The sequence below is a fragment of the Ralstonia sp. 25mfcol4.1 genome, assembly GCF_900104095.1.
Lineage (GTDB): Bacteria > Pseudomonadota > Gammaproteobacteria > Burkholderiales > Burkholderiaceae > Cupriavidus.
Genome location: NZ_FNJO01000005.1, coordinates 178,657 through 197,053, shown reverse-complemented (window position 1 = coordinate 197,053; position 18,397 = coordinate 178,657). Strand labels below are relative to the sequence as shown.

Sequence of the window (18,397 nt, the reverse complement as noted above, 5' to 3'; positions counted from 1 at the left end):
GTTCCGCGCATCCCGCGCCAATATTGACGCTTCTGCGGCCGCGGAACAATCCATGGAACCACTGATCAAGAAGGACACGACATGAGAAAAATCTCCATCATGGGGAAACTGCTGGCCGGGATGCTCGCTGTGGGTGCATCGGCAACGGGCTGGGCATGCGGCGAAGCGGGGAACACGCGGCCGATCAAGCTGGTGGTTTCGCAGCAGGCCGGCGGCAGCACCGATACGCTCGCACGCATGTGGGCCGAGACGGCCTCCAGGGAACTGGGTACCACCGTGCTTGTGGAAAACAAGGCCGGCGCCGGTGGCGTGATCGCGGCCAAATACGTGCTGTCCCAACCTGCCGATGGATGCACGCTGTTCCTGGCCGGCGTCTCGCAGATGGTGCTGAACAAGTTCGCCTATGCCCCGCTGTCCTACAAGCCCGAATCCGACTTCACCCCCGTGTCGGTGCTGACCACGGTGCCGTTCGTGCTGGTGGCCAATCCGCAAACCGGCTTCCGCTCGCTGGCCGACCTGGTGGCTGCCGCAAAGGCCAAACCGGGCAAGATCAATTTCGCGTCGTCGGGCAACGGCAACTCCACTCACCTGGTGGTCGAACTGTTCCAGAAGAACCAGAACATCCACATGACCCACGTGCCGTACAAGGGCGAACCCGATGGCGTGGTGGCCACCGTTGGCGGCCAGACGCAGGTCATGGCGCCGGTGCTGAGCACGGCCATGCCGCAGATTCGCGCTGGCAAGCTGGTGCCGCTGGTGCTGTTCGCGCCAAAGCGGCTGCCAGACCTGCCGGACGTGCCGACCGCCTCCGAGCTGGGCCTGTCCGGGCTGGATGACCTGGGCTGGATGGGCGTGGCCGCCAAGGCCGGCACGTCGCCCGATGTCGTGAAGCGCCTGCACGCCGCGTCGCAGGTCTTCCTGGCCGACAGGGGCACGCTCGACAAGCTCAAGACCATGCAGGTAGTGCCGATGCCCGGGCCGTCCGGCATGCTGATGCAGATGACCGTGCGCGATACCGCCAAGGTGCAGGAAGCACTGGGTTCGGTCGACTTCCAATCCCGCTGAGGACCGTCCCATGACAAATCCTGGAATGGTGGTCTGCCCGCAGCCGGAAGCGGCCGAGTCGGGCGTCGAGATCCTGAAGGCCGGCGGCAACGCGGTGGACGCAGCCGTGGCCTGCGCGCTGGCGCAGACCGTGGTCGATCCGCTGATGTGCGGCATCGCGGGCTTCGGAACCGGCGCGGTCTACATGCGCGATGCCGGCGCACACGAGTACTTCGACTTCCACGCCACCGCCCCGGCCAGCGCGCGCCCCGACATGTGGGCCGACCTGCTCGAAGGCGAGGCACGCGACGGCTTCGGCTTCTTCATCAAGGACCGGCTCAACGACATCGGCTATCAGTCGATCGCCACCCCCGGCACGCTGCGCGGCCTGGAGGCGATGCACGCCGCTCACGGCCGCCTGCCATGGCGCGAGGTGGTGGCGCCGGCCATCGCCTGGGCACGCGACGGCTACTTCGTGCGCCCCGGCATGCATGCGTTCTGGATGGACGAAGCCACGCTGGGCCGCGCCAGCAACCGCGAGCGCCTTGCCTTCAGCGAATCGGGCCGCCGCGTCTACTGCCGCGAAGACGGCTGGCCCCGGCCCATCGGCGCGCCCATTGTCAACGCCGATATGGCCGATGTACTTGGCGTGATTGCCCGCGAAGGCGCCGATGCCTTCTACCGGGGATCGATCGCCGATGCCATCGTCGCCGACATGCAGGCCAACGGCGGCCTGCTGAGCCGCCAGGATCTGGCCGACTACCGCGTGATCCGCCAGAAGCCGCTGTTCGGCCGCTATCGCGACCGCGTCATCGCCACCAACCAGCCGCCCGGCGGCGGCGCGATGCTGCTGGAAATGCTGCACGCACTGGAGCACTTCGACCTGGGCGCGATGCCGCACAACTCGCCGGAATACCTGCGCATCGTCTGCGAAGTCATGAAGCAGGCCACCGTGGACAAGGACATGCATCTGGGCGATCCGGCCTTCGTCGACATCCCGCTGGAACGCCTGCTGTCTGCCGAGCGCGCTGCGCAGACCGCCGCCGCCGTGCGTGCGCACCAAAAGGTATCGGTCACGCGCGTGAACCCCGGTCACGCGGTGCCGCGCGATACCACGCACCTGTCAGTGGTGGATGGCGACGGCAACTGCGTGTCGCTGACCCATTCGCTGGCCATGCCATCGGGCGCCATCACGCCCGGACTGGGATTCATGTACAACGGGTGCATGGGCGTGTTCGACCCCCGGCCGGGCCGCGCCGGCAGCATCGCACCGGGCAAGCGCCGCTTCACGTCGTCGTGCCCCACCATCGTGTTCCGCGACAACCAGCCCGAGATCGTGCTTGGCGCACCGGGCGGCACGCAGATCGCCATGGGCGTACTGCAGGTCATTCTGAACGCGGTGGATCACGGCATGCCGATCCAGGACGCCGTGTCTGCCCCGCGCTTCTCGTCGACCAGCAACGCCATCGACGTCTGCAACCGCATTCCGCGCGCGGTCTGCCGGCAGCTCGAACAGCAGGGCTACGAGGTGATCCGCAATCCGTACAACTACACGATCGGATGGGTCCATGCGGTGCATATCGAGGGCGCCACGCTGCGCGGCGGCGCGGACCCCGGGCGCGATGGCGTCGCCTACTCGACCGACTCGCTGATGTAATGGCACCGTGCCGGCCGCCGCTGGCGGTCGGCCTTGCCGGGTCAGTCGCCGCGCCTGGCCAGCACTTCGTCGCGGGGCCCGGCATCGACCACGCGCCCGGCTTCCACCACGACCAGGGTGTCGAACCGCGCCAGCAGGCTCGGCCGATGGACAGAAGCGACGATGCAGGCCGACGGAAACGCCGCGAACATCCGATCGAACACGCGCCCTTCGGCCTGCGGGTCCAGCGCGCTGGTCGGCTCGTCGAGCAGCAACAGCGAACTGCCCTGCGCGGCCAGTGCGCCACGCGCCAGGGCCAGCCGCTGCCGCTGGCCGCCGGACAGATTGGCCCCGCGCTCGCTGAGCGGACTGGCCAGCCCATCGGGCATGCGCTGGAGCACTTCGTCGAACACGCCCGTATGCACGGCCGCCTGCAGCGCCGCCGCATCGGCGGGCTCGCCGAAGGTCAGGTTTTCTTCCACGCTGGCCTCGAACACCTCGGCCTCCTGCGGAATCAGCGTGGCCAGCGCGCGCAGTTCGATCCAGTCCTCGGGCATGCCGTCCCGGCGCAACTCGCCGTGCTGCGGGCGATAGAGGCCCGCCAGTGCGCGCAGCAGCGTGCTCTTGCCGCCGCCGCTGGGGCCGACCAACGCAATGCGCGCACCGCGCCGCAGTAGCAGGTCGATACCGTGCAGCCCGCCGCGCGCATCGTCGGCGTAGCGCCACGTCGCGCCGCGCAGCTCCAGCGTCTGCCATGGGGCGTCGGGTATCACGGCGGGTACTGCCGCGTCCGGATCGCCGGGCGTCGCCCAGATCGGCTCGGCGCTGCCGTAGTCCGTATGCATGCGCGCGAAGCTCTGGAAATTGGAGGCCATCGCGCCGACCACGGTGGCGGCCTGCTGCGCATACTGGTAGATCATAAAGACCGTGCCCAGCAGCACGGCCTGTCCCGGCTGCCGCGCCTGCAGTACGTACACCACCACCAGGATCCACGTCAGCCCCATGCCAAGCAGATCGACGGCGAACCATTTGCCTTCGTTGACCACCACCGCGCGGCGCAGCGGCGCCATCACGGCCGCCATGCGATGGCCGAGCAGCTTGCGCGACGCGGCTTGCAGCCGCAGGCCGATCACCGTGCCGGCATTGCCGACGAAATCGAGCAGCGCGGCGGCATAGCGGCGCTCCGCGTCATTCTCGGCGCGTGCCAGCTGCATCAGGGTACGGTCGAATCGCAGGATGATCAGCGCGATGACCACGTAGCCGGTGACCGCGATCACGCCGCTGGTGCGCGACAGCAGCGCCAGCGCGACGATGGGCCCCACGAAATTGAACGCGCTCTGCAGGTAGCCGAACTGGTTCTGTGCAAAGTCGGATAGCGCGCGGCTGGACTGCACCACGCGGTGCTGCAGTTCGCCCGAGTGCCGGCCATCTCGCCACGCCAGCGGCGCCGACGCAATGCGCGCGTAGAGCTGGTCGGACAACCGCTCGCGTACCCGCACACCCACATTGCGCTCCAGCACCCGGCCGGGTCCGTGCAACAGCCACGACAACAGGTAGATGCCAATCAGATAAACGATCCAGCGGCCCGCCACTTCCATATGGCCCTGCTGCAGCGCGTTGATGGCCTGCGCGGCCAGCCAGGGCATGGTCAGCCGCAGCAGTTGCGCCGCCGACAGCAACCCGCCAGCGCCGAGCATCTGGCCCCGTACGCCGTGGGCGTGGCGCCAGAGCGCGCGATACAGGTCGCGTGCCGCGCTGCCGAGACCGATGGCGGGCGCACGGGCCGGTTTGCCGGACGAATCGGATGGATGGGATAAATCGGATGAATGGGACGGATCCGATGGATCGGGCGGGGCGGACATTTCTGGCACCGTCATGCGGTCATCTCTCCTTTGCCGGGCGCGCAGGCCATCGCCGTGGGCAACGGCGCGCGCGCAGCCTGCCATTGTGCCAAGCCTGGGCGCCGATGTCTGGCGTCGTTGCAATGACGGCCGGCGGCCCTGCATGGCACGCATCCTGCACACCCACCGCCCTGTCGGCCCGTCGGGCCCCGGACTTCGAGGAGGACACCCATGCAGCAAGGCGACGTGCAGGACCGCGAAGAAAAGATGCAGAAACTGCGTGGAAACCGCCGCTATACGTGGACGCACCCGATATTCCTGATCGCCATCGCGCTGATCATGGTGGGCTACGCGGCCACGTTCTGGTAGCCCTGCGCCGGGCCACGACGGGCCCGGCCAGAACGTGCAAGCCGTGTAAGGATTACAGGGCCCAGCCCCGGGGCGGCGGAACACGAAAAAGCCGGAGACTGGCTCCGGCTTACCTCGTACTTCCTATCCCGGCCTGCGATCAGGCCAGCGCGGGCGCCACGCTCCGGCTGAAATCGGGGACGCCGCCGCTGCGCGACAGACCGCGCCGCTCAGACAACTTGAACACCGACACCGATGACAGCAGGCTGCGGCTCTGCTCGTCAAGGGCGGTGGCCGCAGCCGCTGCCTCTTCTACCAGGGCCGCGTTCTGCTGGGTCACGTCGTCGATCTGCGTCACCGCCGCGTTTACCTGCTCGATGCCGCTGGTCTGTTCCGTCGAGGCCGCCGAGATATCGGCCACCAGTTGCGATACCTGCCGCACCGCTTCCACGATCTCGTGCATGGTCTGGCCGGCGCTATCGACCAGCGTGGAGCCCTCCTGCACCTTGCTGACCGAGCCTTCGATCAGCTCCTTGATCTCCTTGGCGGCGGCCGCACTACGCTGGGCCAGCGTGCGCACCTCGCCGGCCACCACGGCAAACCCGCGTCCCTGCTCGCCGGCACGCGCCGCTTCCACGGCGGCGTTCAGCGCCAGGATGTTGGTCTGGAACGCGATGCCTTCGATCACGCTGATGATATCGACGATGCGGCCCGAGCTTTTCGAGATATCGCCCATGGTGCTGACCACGTTGCCCACCACCTGGCCGCCCTTCTCGGCCAGCGACGATGCGCTTTGCGCCAGCTTGTCGGCATGGCCCGCGTTGTCGGCGTTCTGCCTGACCGTGACGGCCAGTTCCTCGATGCTGGCCGCGGTCTGTTCCAGCGCGGAAGCCTGTTCCTCGGTGCGCTGCGACAGGTCGACGTTGCCCTGGGCAATCTGCCCCGACGCCGCCGCCACTGCCTCGCTGGATGCCTTGATGTGGTGGACGATATCGGCCAGCGTCAGGCGCATGCGATTCATCGCGTGCAGCATGCTGGACGTATCGCCCGGCTGCAGCACGACTTCCAGCGCCAGATTGCCTGCCGCCACCTCGCCGGCCACCTGGGCCGCGTAGGCTGGCTCGCCGCCCAGCTGCCGCACCAGGCCGCGCGCCAGCACCAGTGCCAGCGCAACGACCAGCACCGCCATCGTCAGCAGCGCGCCGACCATCATGTTGCGCGCCGACGCAAAGACCTGCTCCACATGCGTGCCGCTGGCTTCGGAACCGGTCACGTTGAGTTTGACCGCCTGGTCGATCCTGGCTTCCAGCTGGCTGCGCACCTGGAACGATTCACCACGCAACATGGCCACCGCACCCTGACGGTCGCCGCCGCGCGACAGCGCCAGCAGCTTGTCATGGACGGCCAGGTACTGCGTCATGAGCGCCGTCATCTCGCGATACGTGAGCCGTTCGGCTTCCGTGGAAAGCAGACTGGCGAAGATCTTTTCGGCGTCACGGAAGGCATCGAGCTGCTTGGCCATCAGGCCCTCGTACCGACGGAATTCCTCTTCCGACGCCGACAGCACATGCTGCAACTCCGACGTGCGATAGGCATTCAACTGGCTCTTCATCTCAAGGGAATGGCGCACCGACGGCAACCAGTTGTCCTTGATATCCCGCGTGGCATCGCCCACACGCCCCAGTTCGAACAGCGCGAAACCGCCCATTCCACATGTCATCGCCAGCACCACCGCGAAGGCTGACATGATGCGCTGGAAGACGGTCATTCGTTGAAAAAGTTGCATTGGCGTTACCTCCCGATATCTGGATTTACTGGCTGGGCATGATGTTTTCCGCGAAGTTTCCCGTTCGGGCCGTATCCTCGGTCTCTCCAGTTATCGGCTAACGGTGGGTTGTAGGATCAACTGAACGAAACTGCGGCCCCTCCGAAGTGGGGGACGCCCGGCAGCAGACCCGCATGCTCCTGGCCGGCAAATTGCGGCGCTTCCGGCTCGACGAGTTGCCAATGGCGCCAACGTATTCCCGCGCTGCGCGCCGGGGCGTAACCAAATTGCCTGGCCGCCCAATGCCCCACGTCGCCTGGCCCCCACCCGATGACCGGTCGCTGACGCTCCGCCGTCACGGCTTGGCGAGCGACCGCGTGTGCCAGCGCCCCGGCGCCGCGCTGGCCAGCACCAATGCCGCCAGCAGCAAGGCAGCCATGCTCCACGCCACGGCCGGCATCCACGGCAACCAGCTCGCCAACGGCGTGGCCTTGCTGGCGCCCGAGTACACCGTCGCGATGCGGACGAATGCGGCAACCGCCGCCACGGCGAACACCAGCCCGGTGAAGGCACCTTCGTGGCCGACATGTCCTGCATCCAGCGCGGCACGAAGCATCGCGCCGAACAGCACGCCCCACAGCCCACCCGCCACGCATTGCGCGACGAGCAAGGCCTGCAGCGAACCGGCAGCGGCAACGCCGAACAAGGCCAGCGCGCCACATGCGGCGGCCACCAGCAACACCAGGCGGGCGGGATGCCGCCGCAGCGCGGCCAGTTCGGGCACGAGGACGCAGAGCGCGAAGCCGATCCAGAATGCGGGCGCCACCTGCACGAGCTTTGCAGGCGATACGTAGCGCAGATAGGCCGGCGTCGAGTTGACGGCCGTGTGGATCTGGAAGCCCAACGCCAGCAGGCCGAAGGCCGCAAACAGCAGCCACGTATGCGTCGATCGCGGCCGATGGCCCGATGCGGGCGACGGGTCGGCCGTGCCACTGCTGTCCGACGCGGCTGCAGGTTCGATCCATCGCAGGGCCATCACGGCAATCACCAGTGCCGTGCTGGCCGCAATGAACGGCAGCGTCGGCGATGCGTCACGCAGCCGCGCGGTCAGCACCGGGCCGATGGCGCCGGCAAGCCCCACACCAAGCAGCGAACAAGCCACCAGGAACGACGCGACGCTGCCATGCAGCCGCCGCGCGATCAAGACCATCGGCGGGGCGCGCAGCGCCGACGATGTGGCCGCCCACAGCGCGGTCAGCGCCACGAGCCAGACGGGAGACGCCGCGCGCGGCATCATTACGAAGGCCAGCGCCGACACCACGGACACCGCCAGCACCCAGCCGCCCAGCCGCCGCATCGCATCGGCCACGCGATCGGCCATCACGCCCAGCGCAAGATCGGTGATGACAAAGATCACCTGGTCCATCATCAGGATCCAGGCCACCTGCGACCGCGGCAAGCCCGCCTGCGCGGCAAGCTCCGGCAGGAAGGCGACGTAGAGCGTCCACGTCAGCGCCAGCAGGCACTGCACGGAACAGAGGATCAATGCGTGCATGACAGCCACCCTGCCCTATGTCGTGGGCGCCGCACGATGCCAGCGCCGTCCACAGCAAGGATAGGAAGCGGCCCGCCCTTTCACCAGCGCAGTGGCGGCCATCGGCCACGAGCCACGAGCCACGAGCCACCAGCCACGAGCCACCAGCCACGAGCCACGAGCCACGAGCCACCAGCCACGAGCCACGAGCCACCAGCCACCAGCCACCAGCCACCAGCCACCAGCCACCAGCGCCCAGCGGCCAGCACAGAGCACAGAGCACAGAGCGGAGAGCGGAGAGCGGAGAGCGGAGAGCGGAGAGTGGCGAGCAGAGAGCGACGAGCGGCCATCGGCCAGCCCGCGCGAGCGGGCCCGCCGACACATGGCGGACCTAGCTTTCCAGCAGCCGCGCCCCGCGCCATTCGCCGGAACGCACCAGGCCGCGTGCGGTATCGGCCAGCACCACGCGCAAGGCCAGCGCGGCGGGTGACAGCTCGTCGTCGGACAAGCTGCACAGCAGGTTCCGGCGCCCCGCCTGCGGATCGTCGATCTGCGCCAGGTGAAAGCGCGTTTCCGCGTCGGGATAGCGCCCCACCGCCGCCCACGGCTGCAGCGTGGCGCCGAAGCCCATGTCCACGGCATCCATCAGCATGGCCAGCGAATCAACCTCCTGGATCACGCGGGGCGTCACCTTGGCGCGCGCAAAAGCGGCGTCGAGCGTGCTGCGCAGGCCGTGGACGCCGCTTGGCATGATCAGCGGCACGTCGGCCAGGTCGGCCATCGTGCGCTGCGTGGAAGGGTCGGCCTTGCCCTGCGGCAGCGTCTGGCGCGACTGGATCAGGAACAGCGTTTCCTCCAGCAGCGGCATCACGGTCCAGCGCCGCGCGGCGTGGGTGCCGAACAGCACGGCCAGGTCGAGCTGCCGCGCGTTGAGCATCGCGGTCAGGTGGCCCGACAGGCTTTCCACGATATGCAGCCGGACCTCGGGATAACGCTCGCGCATCGCGCGGATCAGCGGCACGCCGATCACCGACGCCGTGGTCGGCGCCAGGCCCACGCTCACGGCACCGGACAGGCGTGCCTGATGCGCGGCACGGCGCGCCTGCTCGGCGTGGCGCAGCGTCAGCTGGGCTTCGTGGAAAAAGGCCAGGCCAGCTTCGGTGGGCGTCACGCCCTGTGGCGTGCGGCGCAGCAGGCGGGTGGAGAGTTCGCTCTCCAGGCGGCTGATCTGCTGGCTGACCGCCGATTGCACCATGTCGAGCTCCAGCGCGGCACGGCTCATGCTGCCGAGTTCGACCACCCGCACGAAATACTGAAGCTGGCGCAATTCCATCTGGTCCCCCTGCTGGGCCGACCTGCCCGCGCCAGCGGGGATCGGCTTCGATGTTGTGGGGGACTTATACCAGATACGCCGGCATCGCGGTCCGCGCGACGCCGGCGCGTCGGCCTGTTTCTGGACAAGGCAGGCGCGGTGCCGGCCGACCGGCCCAGGTCCGCCAGGTGGTCAGGCCCCGAAAACCTCTGCGACTCAGGCCGCCGCCGGCTTGACCAGTCCGTCGGCGCGGAACATCGCCTTGATGCCGCGCACGGCCTGGCGGATCCGCGATTCGTTCTCGATCAGGGCAAAGCGCACGTACTCGTCGCCGAAATCGCCGAAGCCGATACCGGGCGACACCGACACCTTGGCCTTGGCCAGCAGCTGCTTCGAGAATTCCAGCGATCCCAGCGCGCGATACGGCTCTGGAATCCGCGCCCAGATGTACATCGACGCCTTCGGAATATCGACCTGCCAGCCAGCCTCGATCAGGCCGCGCGCCAGCACGTCACGGCGCGCCTGGTACTGGGCCGCGATCTCCTTCACGCACTGCTGGTCGCCCTCCAGTGCGGCAATGGCAGCTACCTGCAGCGGCGTGAAGGTGCCATAGTCGTGATAGCTCTTGATGCGCGTCAGCGCGGCCACCAGATCCGGATTGCCCACCATGAAGCCGATGCGCCAGCCCGCCATGTTGTAGCTCTTCGACAGCGTGAAGAACTCCACGGCAATGTCCTTGGCACCAGGCACCTGCATGATCGACGGCGCCTTCCAGCCATCGAACACGATGTCGGCATAGGCCAGGTCATGCACCACGAAGATGTCGTGCTTGCGCGCCAGCGCGATCACGCGCTCGAAGAAGTCCAGCTCCACGCAGGCCGCGGTCGGATTCGACGGGAACCCCAGCACGATCATCTTCGGCTTCGGATAGCTGCCCCGGATCGCGCGTTCGAGTTCGGCAAAGAAATCGATGTCCGGCGTCAGCGGCACCGAGCGGATATCGGCGCCGGCAATCACCGCACCGTAGATATGGATCGGATAGCTTGGATCCGGCACCAGAACCGTGTCGCCACGGTCCAGCGTAGCCAGCATCAGATGCGCCAGCCCTTCCTTCGAGCCGATCGTGACAATGGCCTCCTTGTCCGGATCGATCTCTACGTCGTAGCGGTCGCGGTACCAGTGGGAGATCGCGCGACGCAGGCGCGGGATGCCCTTCGACGCCGAATAACCATGCGTATCGGGCCGCTGCGCGGCCTCCACGAGCTTGGCCACGATATGCGGCGGCGTAGCGCCGTCGGGGTTGCCCATGCTCATGTCGATGATGTCCTCGCCACGGCGGCGGGCGGCCATCTTGAGCTCGGCGGTGATATTGAAGACGTAGGGGGGAAGACGATCGATGCGCGCAAAGCGGCGCTTGCCGGATTCGGCAGTCATGGAGGAGTCCTTTACGTAAGCGCCCGGAACCGTCCGAGCGACGTCGTGGCCGTTGTCTCGGCCACTGGGGACTGATATTAGCCAGCCACGCGCATTTGCACAACGGGCCGGCTGCAAAAAATCAGAACATGCCGCCGGGCGGGCTCGTCGGCCGATCGGGCGGCAGGTTGCGCACGATGCAGTCGAGCGCGTCGGCGTTGGGCTGGCTGCCGCCGAATGCGCCCGCGATCGAATCGCGATACTGGGGCACCGTGATCCGGTTGTAGTACAGCCGCGACGTCTGGTCGAGCCAGTACACGTAGTTGCTGTCGCTATCGTCCGAGCCGCTGCGCAGCCATTCGCCCAGCGGCTGGCTGTTCAGCCGCGTGTTGGCGCAGACGGCCTGGACCTTGTCGAGATAGTTGTTGAGCCCCCGGGCTTCGTAATTGCGGAACGAATCCGGGGCGCAGGCGGTGAGTCCGGCGGCAGCGGTCAGCGCGACAATCGGCAACAACGGGCGAAGGTGGGGCATGGCAGGGTCCGTGGGCAATGGGCGTGCAGTCAGTGTAGCCGCGCTGCATCGCCACGGGAACCAGACTTTAGGTTAGTCGTCCAGCGTTTCGTGAACGGCCGCGTTGCCGCGCTTCCAATAGGCCGATGCCCGGATGCGCGTCTTGTGGATGCCGCGCTCGTTCACCAGGTGCTGGCGTACCTCGCGCATCGCCGCCGCTTCGCCGGCGGCCCACACGTAGCCCTCGCCGGCCGGCAGGCTCAGCCAGCGCAGCGTCGGCGTCAGCAGGCTGCCCTCGGGTGCCGGTTCGTCGGCCTCGCCACGATGTTCGTCGCGATGGATCCAGTGCACCTCGGCATGCGGGCCGGTGGCCAGCGGAATGCGTGCCGATTCATCGGCCACCTCGGCCACGACGATCACGCGCGCATCGGGGCCAAGTTCCTCGACGCGGCGGCCAATGGCTGGCAGCGCGGTGTCGTCGCCGATCAGCAGGTGCCAGTCGAATTCACGCGGAATCACGAACGACCCCCGCGGCCCGCCCACCCCCAGGTACTGGCCCGGCTGCGCCTGTGCGGCCCAGGTCGATGCGGGGCCGTCGCCGTGCAGCACGAATTCGATGTCGAGCTCGCGGGCGGCCGCGTCGTAGCGGCGCGGCGTATAGTCTCGCGCCTGCGGGCGCGGCTGGTCCTCGGGAAACCTGATGCCGTCCGGGCCGACCTGCGGCAGCACCGGCTTGTCGGCACCGGCCTCCGGAAAGAAGACCTTCACGTGATCGTCGAACGATCCGGAAACGAAATCGGCCAGGTCTTCGCCGCCCAGGGTCACGCGCAGCAGTTGCGGGGACACCCGGCGGGTGCGCAGCACCTTGAGCAGGCGCATCTTCAGCGGATGACGCACGCGTTGTACGGTCAGGTCACGGGTATCGCTCATGTTCACTCCGGTTGGTTGGCGCTGCGCTCGCCATGCTCGATGTCGTCGGCCGCGCGTTCGAGGATGGCGGCGATCCGGCGCTGTTCGTCTGCCGTGGCGCCGCTGCGCATCATCAGGGCCTGCTTCAGTCGCCCGCGAGCCTGCACCAGTTCTGGCGCCCAGCCACCCTCCTCGACTTCGCGCTGGGGCTGGCCGCTCATGGCGCGGCGCATGAAATCCATCTTGCGCGCCACGTGCTGCAGGCGTGCCACCATCTGCTCCAGCCGCGCGCGGTTCTGGTCCAGGTAGGCGCGGCCCGCCTCCGACAACTGGTAGCGCTTCTTGTTGCCTTCGAGGTCCACCGTGGCGTAGCCCACGTCTTCCAGGAAGGTCAGCGCGGGGTACACCACGCCGGGGCTCGGCTTGTAGAAGCCCCCCGTGCGCGTTTCCAGCGCCTTGATCAGTTCATAGCCGTGAGACGGCTTTTCATCGAGCAGCGAGAGCAGCAGCAACTGCAGGTCCTCGGCGCTGAACTTGCGGCCACGGCGCAGGTTGTCGCCGTCGAAGCCGTCGCCATCGCCGTCAATTCCACTGCCGCCCTGCGCCCAGAAGCCGCCGCCCCGACCACCCATCATGCCCATCAGCTTCATCGCCATCGCGGCGCGCATGCCGCCATGGTGCATGCTATGCGGACCGGCATGGCCCATGTGATCGTGCATTCGATTGAAATGGTGTCGCATTCGTCACTCCAATATATCGTAAGACGTATCGTAAGATATATATCGTACGATATAAAGTCAAGGCAGACTTGCAGGATGCCGATGTGACAAAGTTCCTGTCACAATGCAAGTCACCTGAGCACACCGAACCACGACGTAGCATCACCAATCACAACGGAGACAGGCGATGACCAGGCAGGTGGAATTCTTTTTTGACTTCGGCAGCCCCTATTCGTACCTGGCGTACAAGGAATTGCCGCGCGTGGCGGCGCGCACGGGCGCCAACATCGTGTGGCGGCCGATGTTGCTGGGCGGCGTGTTCAAGGCCACGGGCAATCACAGCCCGATGGAGATTCCTGCCAAGCGGCAATGGTCGGACGGCGATCTCGACTGCTGGGCCCGTCGCTACGACGTGCCGTTCCGGCTCAATCCGCACTTTCCGATCAATACGCTGGCGCTCATGCGTGGCGCGATCGGCTACCAGCGCAAGGGCGAGGCGGCATTCCACCAGTATGTGGACGCCATCTTCACGGCAATGTGGGAAACGGGCCGGAACCTGAACGATCCGGTCGAAATCGGCAAGGTGCTGGTGGCGGCGGGACTGGACCCGCGCGAGGCGCTGGCGATGCTGGACGACCCCGAGGTCAAGGCCGACCTCAAGCGCGTGACCGACGAAGCCGTGGCGCGCGGCATCTTTGGCGCGCCCAGCTTCATCGTGGAAGGCAAGCTGTACTGGGGCAACGACCGGCTGCTGTTCGTCGAGGAACAGCTGGCCGGCTGATTGTCGGATATCACCCCGGGGCTGGCAGGCGAGCCAGCCGAAGCATCAGGCCAGCCGGAACGTGGCGACGGCCGCGGCCAGATGGTTGGCCTGCGATTCCAGCGAATCGGCGGCGGCGGCGGCCTGCTCCACCAGTGCGGCGTTCTGCTGGTTGACCTGCTCCATTTGCGACACGGCTTCGCTGACCTGCGTGATGCCGCTGGACTGCTCGATCGACGCCGCCGAGATCTCGCTGACGGTATCGGCCAGCCGCTTCACGGCCGCCACGATCTCTTCGATGGTGCTGCCGGCCTGCTCCACCTGCTGGCTGCCGGCGTCCACCTTGTCAACCGACGAATCGATCAGGCCCTTGATTTCCTTGGCGGCATTGGCGCTGCGCTGCGCCAGGCTGCGCACCTCGCCGGCCACCACGGCAAACCCGCGTCCCTGCTCGCCAGCACGCGCCGCTTCCACGGCGGCGTTCAGCGCCAGGATGTTGGTCTGGAAGGCGATGCCGTCGATCACGCCTATGATGTCGACGATCTTCTGCGAGCTGGTGTTGATCTCGCTCATCGTATGCACCACGCCGCGCACCACCTCGCCGCCGCGTGCGGCCAGGTCCGCCGCGTTGCGGGCCAGCGCGCTGGCATGGGTAGCGCTTTCGGCGTTGTTGCCGACTGTGGACGTCAGTTGCTCCATGCTGGCCGCCGTTTCTTCCAGCGCCGACGACTGCTGCTCGGTACGCGAAGACAGGTCCGTGTTGCCGGCCGCAATCTCGCGCGCGCCGGTGGTCACGGCATCGGAGCCCGCGCGCACCTTGGCCACGGTCTGTGTCAGGCCGGCCTGCATGCGCGACACGGCATCGAGCAGCTGACCGATTTCGTTGCGTCCCGCCTGCGGCACCTTGATGGTCAGGTCGCCGTCAGCCACACGCATGATGAGGTCGCGCGCCAGATACAGCGGCGTCACCACCAGGCGGCGCAGCGCCAGGTGCACCACCACGATCAGGCCGGCGGACATGGCCAGGCCCACGCACACCAGCAGGATCACGCGGTTCAGGCGCTGCCGGCCATCGCCTGCAGCCTCGTCGTTCAGCTTTTCGGCGAACTGCTGGAATCGCTCCACGCCCGCCGAATACCTGGCCCCCGACGACGTGATGTCCTTGTCGTTGATGGTCGCGTAGCCGTCCGGATCGCCGTTGCGCAGCGCATCGAGGCCGCGCTGCACCACGTCCATGTGGGCGCGGCCAGCGGCGACGATGTCGTCGCGCGTGGTGGCATCCTGTTCCGGGAAGGCGGCGGCCTTCTCGAACCGGTCAAGTTCGTCCTTCGACCTGGCGATGGACTTGGTGGCACTGGCCAGCGCGTCGTCATTGACCTGGCCGCTGGCCTTGGCCGAACTGTATGCGCGCGTCAGTGCCGAGCGCGCGCGCGTCATGTCCTTGTAGGCGTCGTTGAGCAGGATCGCCCGCGACGAAATCAGGTGGATCCGTTCGGCGGCATCGCTGCTGGCGCTTAGCTGACTCACACCCAACACGGCGCCAAATACGATCATCAGGCCAAAAATCACAAGCGTCGCCAGCAGGCCGTGGCGAATACTCAGGTTATTCATCGGGGGGCTCTACACGTATGGATTCAGCCCAGCCTTAACGTCCCGCTGCCTTAAACCTTGAGGCTCCCGGCACACAGCCTTTGCGTTACATCAAATTCTAAAGTTGGCACGTGTCTCATGCGCCACCCCATGGCGTCGCGACCCTCGGCTAGACGTAGGCGATCAGCCGCCCTGCGCAGATCACCAGCATCCACGTCACCAGCGACAGCACGGCGCAGGTGCGGGCCACCGGGGGCGGCGGGCGCAACGTTTCCCATCCGCTGCTGCCCGCATGGAGCGTCCGGTAGGGGCCGGCGTGGAACCATGCCGCATTGGCCACACCCAGCACGATCAGGCCCAGCTTGGCCACGAAGGCACGATTGCCGATCAAGTCGTCGGCATGGGCCACGAACAACAACGCGCCGCTCAGCAGGATCACCAGGAAACCGGCCAGGGTGGCCGGCAAGGCGTGCCGCAGCAGCAGCGTCACCGGCAACTGGCGCCCCAGTCCGGCCAGGCGCAAGTCCACCACCACGATGGATCCGAACAGCAGCGCCATGCCGGCCAGGTGCAGCATCTCGCAGGCCGGATAGGCCCATGCCGACGCCCGCAACCATACCGCGAACGGCGAGGCCGCGAGCTGGCCGGCCACGGCGGCGATATCCGCCATCGGTCAGCGCAGTTCCACGGTCTGGCCGCCGTCGAACGTGATGCGCTCCACGCGCATCTCATCGGCCTTTTCCTTGCTGGCATAGCCGACCATCGTCACCTGCTTGCCCACCGCCACCTTTTCGGCGGTAGCGCCGCGTGATTCCATGCGCGACACCGGCGCCAGCACGGCCAGCCAGCGTTTGCCCTGCACATCCACGCGGATCGTGGCGTGGGGGTTCTCATAGTGCGTCTCCACGATCTTGCCGGTCACCGTGAGCGGCTTGGTCTCGTCGTAGGTGGACCATCCGTGATGGGCGACCGCGGGCAGGCTGGCCAGCGCCGTCGCGGCGGCCAGCCAAAGCGCCGGGCGGGAAACGGCGATGCGGGGGAAGATCATGGCGAGACTCCTTTGCCCAGGGGCGGAAGTTGGGGCGAGGCAGATGGCGAGAACACCCCCCCATCGTAGATGACCGACGGCGGAGCGCAAGGCGGAGCATCCCGCACGCCGTGGTACGCTGTGGGTCGCCTTTTTCACCCCTCGCTGCAGCGTCTCTTTCATCGCCATGCCCATCGACTTCGATCTGCCACCGGCCGCGCGGCCGGGCCAGCCCGCCGACACCATCGACACCCCTTCCCTGGTCCTGGACCTGGACCGCTTTGCGACCAACGTCGACCGCATGCAGGCCGCCGCCGACCGGCGCGGCATCAAGCTGCGGCCCCATGCCAAGGCGCACAAGTGCCCCGATATCTCGCTGGCGCAGATCGCCCGAGGTGCGGTGGGCATCTGCTGCCAGAAGGTCAGCGAGGCGATTCCGTTCGTGCGCGCCGGCGTACGCGACATCCACATCAGCAATGAAGTGGCCGGGCCTGCCAAGGCGGCGCTGCTGGCCGATCTGGCACGGCATGCCACGCTGAGCGTCTGCGTGGACGACATCGCGCAGGTCGATGCCCTGGCCGCCGCCACCGAAGCGGCCGGCAGCAGGCTCGGGGTCTTTGTCGAGGTCAATGTCGGACAGGGGCGTTGCGGCGTCACCGACCCGGCCTCGATGCTGGCCCTGGTGGAACGCATTGCGCGGCATGGCCAGTTGACGATGCGCGGGCTGCAGGCCTATCACGGCGGCATCCAGCATCTGCGCGGCTGGAACGAGCGGCGCGATGGCGCCGCGCGCGCGGCCGATCGTACGGGCACCTTCATTGCGCGACTCGAAGCCGCCGGGGTGCGCTGCGACGTGGTGACGGGCGGCGGCAGCGGCAGCGTCGAGTTCGACCTCGGCAGCGGCGTCTATACCGAAATCCAGCCAGGCTCCTATGTCTTCATGGACGCCGACTACGGCGCCAACGACTATGCGGGCGCGCTGCGCTTCGAGCACAGCCTGTTTATCGCCACGTCGGTCATGAGCGTGGCGGCCGGCGATCGGGCGGTGGTGGACGCGGGCCTGAAGTCGATGGCCGTGGACTCGGGGCTGCCATGGATCTGGACCGAGGGCAAGCAGTCGGCCACGCTTGACTACGTGGCCGCCAACGACGAGCACGGCATCGTGATGCCGAAACATGAAGACCTGGTTGGCAAGCTGCCCGCACTGGGCAGCCGGATGATGCTGGTGCCCGGCCATTGCGATCCCACGCTGAACCTCTACGACGAGATCGTGGGCATCCGGGCGGGCGTGGTGGAAAGTGTCTGGCCGGTATCCGCACGCGGGCTGAGCCGCTAGGCCTCCACTGAAGATCAGGCGGACTGGGCCACCAGTTCGTCAAGGTCGACCGGTGCCCATGCGGCGCCGGTCCATTTTTCAAATCGCAGATCGTCCAGCGGCACATCGGTCAATGTGCCGATCCAGTCGGTGGGCGCCGCGCCGCAGCGCAGGCCGCTGGCGACCATCGTCATCGCCTCGGGCACGTCGATATCGGCCACCCGCGTGACAGTAGGCCATGGCAGCAGCCGCATGTCGTGCGCGGGCAGGCCAAAGCGGTAGAGACCAAAGCGTGTGTGCAAGGCGGCACGCGACAGCGTTTGCCTGGCCTGGCTCAGTCCGTCGTCGCGTGTTGCGGACGGATCCCATTGCTGGTTGCGCGAGAACCAGAGAATTCCGTCACCGGATCGGGGGGCCGACCCATGTGCGGCAGCAGGCATGAGCCGGCCCGAACGCGCAATGGCGACCAGCGGGGTGCCTACCGTGTAATGCCAGACGTAACCGGTTTCGTTTTCCATATGCAGCTCCTGCGAACGCCCTTTCCGCCTACCACTTTGGTGGCGGCATGCCCCGTTTACAAGCAAGGTCACGGCGTGTTGCAACCGCAACAAAAATCGAGCAAGAGGTCTCGGATCTCGCGTCACTTCCCTGCAGGCCAGAACTGGCGCGGTTT

17 protein-coding genes are annotated in these 18,397 nt (G+C 67.2%); 5 read left to right on the top strand and 12 right to left on the bottom strand.

From position 1 onward, the window contains the following. The first annotated feature begins 81 nt into the window (after window positions 1–81). Entirely contained in the window at window positions 82–1,065 is a 984-nt protein-coding gene (locus BLQ58_RS11215) for a Bug family tripartite tricarboxylate transporter substrate binding protein (protein WP_092597755.1), read from the top strand. Between the two features lie 10 nt (window positions 1,066–1,075). After that, window positions 1,076–2,701: a gamma-glutamyltransferase gene (gene ggt / locus BLQ58_RS11210; protein ID WP_254775899.1), complete on the top strand. Its 1,626-nt coding sequence runs from the start codon at window positions 1,076–1,078 to the stop codon at window positions 2,699–2,701. Window positions 2,702–2,742: 41 nt separating this feature from the next. Here ggt and BLQ58_RS11205 read toward each other — a convergent pair whose 3' ends face one another. Next, window positions 2,743–4,557: an ATP-binding cassette domain-containing protein gene (locus BLQ58_RS11205; RefSeq protein ID WP_254775898.1), complete on the bottom strand. Its 1,815-nt coding sequence runs from the start codon at window positions 4,555–4,557 to the stop codon at window positions 2,743–2,745. A gap of 195 nt (window positions 4,558–4,752) precedes the next feature. Here BLQ58_RS11205 and BLQ58_RS29115 point away from each other — a divergent pair, with 195 nt between their 5' ends. Next, window positions 4,753–4,890, top strand: a complete 138-nt coding sequence (locus BLQ58_RS29115) for a hypothetical protein (protein WP_175459886.1) — start codon at window positions 4,753–4,755, stop codon at window positions 4,888–4,890. Between the two features lie 139 nt (window positions 4,891–5,029). Here the strand turns inward: BLQ58_RS29115 and BLQ58_RS29675 are convergent, their stop codons facing one another. The 7 genes from BLQ58_RS29675 to BLQ58_RS11165 all read right to left on the bottom strand — a co-directional run bounded on the left by BLQ58_RS29675 (window position 5,030) and on the right by BLQ58_RS11165 (window position 12,948). Continuing rightward, complete coding sequence (locus BLQ58_RS29675) at window positions 5,030–6,655, bottom strand: methyl-accepting chemotaxis protein (protein ID WP_092597749.1); 1,626 nt, start codon at window positions 6,653–6,655, stop codon at window positions 5,030–5,032. Between the two features lie 334 nt (window positions 6,656–6,989). Continuing rightward, a complete protein-coding gene (locus tag BLQ58_RS11195; protein ID WP_092597746.1) occupies window positions 6,990–8,189 on the bottom strand; it encodes an MFS transporter in 1,200 nt (399 codons plus the stop codon). A 370-nt stretch (window positions 8,190–8,559) separates the two neighbouring features. Beyond that, window positions 8,560–9,501: a LysR family transcriptional regulator gene (locus tag BLQ58_RS11185; protein WP_092597740.1), complete on the bottom strand. Its 942-nt coding sequence runs from the start codon at window positions 9,499–9,501 to the stop codon at window positions 8,560–8,562. Window positions 9,502–9,696: 195 nt separating this feature from the next. Continuing rightward, window positions 9,697–10,914 (bottom strand): alanine transaminase, encoded by a 1,218-nt coding sequence (gene alaC / locus BLQ58_RS11180; protein WP_092597737.1) that lies wholly within the window; start codon window positions 10,912–10,914, stop codon window positions 9,697–9,699. A gap of 121 nt (window positions 10,915–11,035) precedes the next feature. Next, window positions 11,036–11,425 carry a hypothetical protein gene (locus BLQ58_RS11175; RefSeq protein ID WP_092598099.1) on the bottom strand — a complete coding sequence of 130 codons (390 nt, stop codon included), beginning with the start codon at window positions 11,423–11,425 and terminating at the stop codon, window positions 11,036–11,038. Between the two features lie 72 nt (window positions 11,426–11,497). Further along, window positions 11,498–12,334 (bottom strand): siderophore-interacting protein, encoded by an 837-nt coding sequence (locus BLQ58_RS11170; protein ID WP_092597734.1) that lies wholly within the window; start codon window positions 12,332–12,334, stop codon window positions 11,498–11,500. A 2-nt stretch (window positions 12,335–12,336) separates the two neighbouring features. Next, window positions 12,337–12,948, bottom strand: coding sequence for a PadR family transcriptional regulator (locus BLQ58_RS11165; protein ID WP_254775912.1), 612 nt, complete (start codon window positions 12,946–12,948; stop codon window positions 12,337–12,339). A gap of 271 nt (window positions 12,949–13,219) precedes the next feature. Here BLQ58_RS11165 and BLQ58_RS11160 point away from each other — a divergent pair, with 271 nt between their 5' ends. Next, window positions 13,220–13,813 (top strand): 2-hydroxychromene-2-carboxylate isomerase, encoded by a 594-nt coding sequence (locus BLQ58_RS11160; RefSeq protein ID WP_092597731.1) that lies wholly within the window; start codon window positions 13,220–13,222, stop codon window positions 13,811–13,813. Window positions 13,814–13,858: 45 nt separating this feature from the next. Here the strand turns inward: BLQ58_RS11160 and BLQ58_RS11155 are convergent, their stop codons facing one another. The 3 genes from BLQ58_RS11155 to BLQ58_RS11145 all read right to left on the bottom strand — a co-directional run bounded on the left by BLQ58_RS11155 (window position 13,859) and on the right by BLQ58_RS11145 (window position 16,430). Continuing rightward, the gene (locus tag BLQ58_RS11155) at window positions 13,859–15,403 is read right to left on the bottom strand and encodes a methyl-accepting chemotaxis protein (RefSeq protein ID WP_092597728.1); all 1,545 of its coding nucleotides are present in this window, start codon (window positions 15,401–15,403) and stop codon (window positions 13,859–13,861) included. 148 nt (window positions 15,404–15,551) lie between these two features. Further along, window positions 15,552–16,052 carry a DUF6644 family protein gene (locus BLQ58_RS11150; protein WP_092597725.1) on the bottom strand — a complete coding sequence of 167 codons (501 nt, stop codon included), beginning with the start codon at window positions 16,050–16,052 and terminating at the stop codon, window positions 15,552–15,554. Window positions 16,053–16,055: 3 nt separating this feature from the next. Next, the gene (locus tag BLQ58_RS11145; RefSeq protein ID WP_092597722.1) at window positions 16,056–16,430 is read right to left on the bottom strand and encodes a DUF6152 family protein; all 375 of its coding nucleotides are present in this window, start codon (window positions 16,428–16,430) and stop codon (window positions 16,056–16,058) included. Between the two features lie 166 nt (window positions 16,431–16,596). Between BLQ58_RS11145 and BLQ58_RS11140 the strand changes: the two genes are divergently transcribed. Then, window positions 16,597–17,745, top strand: coding sequence for a DSD1 family PLP-dependent enzyme (locus BLQ58_RS11140; protein WP_092597719.1), 1,149 nt, complete (start codon window positions 16,597–16,599; stop codon window positions 17,743–17,745). Between the two features lie 14 nt (window positions 17,746–17,759). Here the strand turns inward: BLQ58_RS11140 and BLQ58_RS11135 are convergent, their stop codons facing one another. After that, window positions 17,760–18,242 carry a hypothetical protein gene (locus tag BLQ58_RS11135; protein ID WP_092597717.1) on the bottom strand — a complete coding sequence of 161 codons (483 nt, stop codon included), beginning with the start codon at window positions 18,240–18,242 and terminating at the stop codon, window positions 17,760–17,762. Window positions 18,243–18,397 lie beyond the last annotated feature (155 nt).